Annotated in this window: 3 protein-coding genes; all 3 read right to left on the bottom strand. The window is 45.3% G+C overall.

All coding sequences use genetic code 11. The features are described from left to right. Window positions 1–575 precede the first annotated feature (575 nt). Window positions 576–848, bottom strand: coding sequence for a PAAR domain-containing protein (locus ACGF7G_RS22065; RefSeq protein ID WP_133813395.1), 273 nt, complete (start codon window positions 846–848; stop codon window positions 576–578). Next, the gene (locus tag ACGF7G_RS22060) at window positions 848–1999 is read right to left on the bottom strand and encodes a type VI immunity family protein (protein ID WP_387468408.1); all 1152 of its coding nucleotides are present in this window, start codon (window positions 1997–1999) and stop codon (window positions 848–850) included. Before ACGF7G_RS22060 ends, ACGF7G_RS22065 begins: the two co-directional genes overlap by 1 nt. A 175-nt stretch (window positions 2000–2174) precedes the next feature. Continuing rightward, the coding region (locus ACGF7G_RS22055; protein WP_387468406.1) for a type VI immunity family protein at window positions 2175–2587 on the bottom strand (413 nt) is incomplete at its 5' end.

Raw genomic sequence — 2587 nt, 5'->3', positions numbered from 1 at the left:
ATTGAAATTTTACATGCGATTTATTTTACATTTACCTAACCTGTCATGATTTTTTTAAAATGCAAGTGAAAAGGTATTAAAGCTTTTGGCTTTTTTATCAAGACCGGATTTAACTCGGTAAATGCGAGTTTTCAGCTGCGGATTTAATGGTATTTAATCGAAAATGATTAACCGTTAAAAGAGAGTTGAAAAGAAATCCACATATAAAAGAATATTATCCGAAAGGAATAGGTATTAAAGCGTTTTATCGACGGTTGTTTTACGGATAAAACCCTAAAAATAATGCAATAAAAAAGGGATAAAACGGTTAATGTGGCAGGATTTAAGTGCTGAAAAAGGCGGGTAAAACAGCGTTGGTAAAGATAAAAAGTGGAGGTATTTAGGGTTTGTTAAACGTAAAACATGATAGCGGATGATGATTAAACTTAATAAAAAGCAGGCGTTAAAAGGGGTAAAAAAACGGTTAAAACTTTATACCGATTAAAATCATCAGTTAAAAAAATGACGTTTAATAACAGCTTAAAGCCTGCCCTGATTTTATGGGTATTTTAATTAATGGCTTTGGCGTTTGATCTTTATGACCGTACCTTTAATCGACAGGCTCCGGTCGGGCAACCACAATTAACAAGGTGTCCCGCCAGTGCAACAGGTATTCCCTGTATATTGAACAAGTTAGAACCTTCCGCAATAGCGCCGGTTTGTTTACAGGCGGGACAAAATACCGGGTCACCTTTACGGGCAACCTCCAGTTGTTGGTTGACCAAATCGGAACCATTTAAAACGTTTCCTCCGGTTGTTGTGGTATCACCGTTAAGGATAATTTGTCTTCCTTCTACTACACTTCGCATTATATTGACTCCTCTCTATTTTCTGCTTCCCGGATCAGATGCCATACCGTTGTCCCCGGCTCTGCACCTTGAATATCAAAGGCAGTTGCGCCCTGAACAAAGAAATACTGTTTGTCAGGCTGGCTGTCAGTTCGCCAGAATCCGCTGACAAGCATCGGCTCACCGGTTATCACCGGGGTGACATGCAGAGGGCCACGGTCATAGCGGGCATACCAGGCTTGTGTGGAAATATCATCAAAATGACCCGCGCCGTGAAAGTGCAGGGAATCACCTTCTCCCGGCACAAAACGTATCGGGCGTATCAGTTGGTTAATGGCAAAATAACTCGCCGGGACACTGCCCGGTAGTGGTGTCAGATCCGGGTATTTGCCTGCGCGGATCATCAGACCATTGGAGTAAGGGCTAATCACCACATCCGGGTAGCGTGCCAGTGTTTTACGTATCCAGATTTCCCCGCCCAATCGTGCGATAAACCGTCTGGACAGCAGGGTGATCCAGTTCATGCTCCGTATAGAATCGGCATAATCATCCAGTGTGGTATGAACCGTAGAGTTGACTTGCAGGGTGGGGTAGCGCAGGGCCAATTGGTACTCCAAAGGGAAATAATCATAGTAGTCTTTGGGTAAGACCAGACAGTAACCACAATCTCCCCAGTCAGGTTCAAGCTGTTCACACAGAAAATCCAGCCAGGCCATAAATTTGATCATGCCGTCTTGTGCTTTCAGATAATCCCAGGGCAGCACCAGACTCAGGTAGGAACTACTATCATCACCATCATCTTCATCGGAACCCAGATAACGCATCAGATAATGAGGCGCTTCATCTTCATTTTTGGCATCACTGACCACCCAACCGCAAGGCTGGTTTTTTTTCTGGTTAAGGATGCCTTCTTCCACTTTGGCAATATTTTCTGCGGAATATTTTTTTAGCCCTTCTAGCTCATGACGATGAAAACGCAGATGGGTACCAAATTCTTCGCGAAAACGGCGATAGCAGGCCAGAATGCGTTGCTTTTTCTCCTGGGTGTAACCCTGTTTAAAAAACAGGGTAATTGAGATACCCAAGCGGGAGACGGTCAGCTCATCTCCATTAATAAAAAGAAAAGAGGTCAGTTGTGATCTCAACTGGGCAAAGTAATCTACAGTTTCCATTATTTTCTCCATATAATTATGAGGCAGTAGCGAATGTCACACTCGCCAATATTGCAAGAACGGTAGCCAACGCGGCGGCGCTGACCGCTGCGGCAGCAGTTAAAATTTCCACCAGTGCAATCAGCGCAGCAGCGGCCGCAAGGGTGACGAGGATAACAACAGCAACTTCGGCAATTTACTCATTCCTATTTTCTGCTTCCCGTATCAGATGCCATACCGTTGTCCCCGGCTCTGCACCCTGAATATCAAAGGCAGTTGCGCCCTGAACAAAGAAATACTGTTTGTCAGGCTGGCTGTCAGTTCGCCAGAATCCGCTGACAAGCATCGGTTCGCCGGTTCTCACCGGGGTAACATGCAGAGGGCCACGGTCATAGCGGGAATACCAGGCCAGCGTGGAAGTTGAATTAAAATGTCCTTCACCATAAAAATGCAGAGAATGGCCTTCACGAGGAATAACCCGTATCGGGCGTATCAGCTGGTTAATGGCAAAATAACTCGCCGGGACATTGCCCGGTAGTGGTGTTAAGTCCGGGTATTGACCGGCCCGGACCATCAGACCATTTCTGTAAGGGCTAATCACCACATCCG

Origin of the sequence: Photorhabdus sp. RM323S (assembly GCF_042879375.1) — a bacterium.
Classification (GTDB): domain Bacteria; phylum Pseudomonadota; class Gammaproteobacteria; order Enterobacterales; family Enterobacteriaceae; genus Photorhabdus; species Photorhabdus tasmaniensis.
Note: the sequence above shows the minus strand (reverse complement) of the source record. Positions and strands in the feature narration are given on the sequence as shown.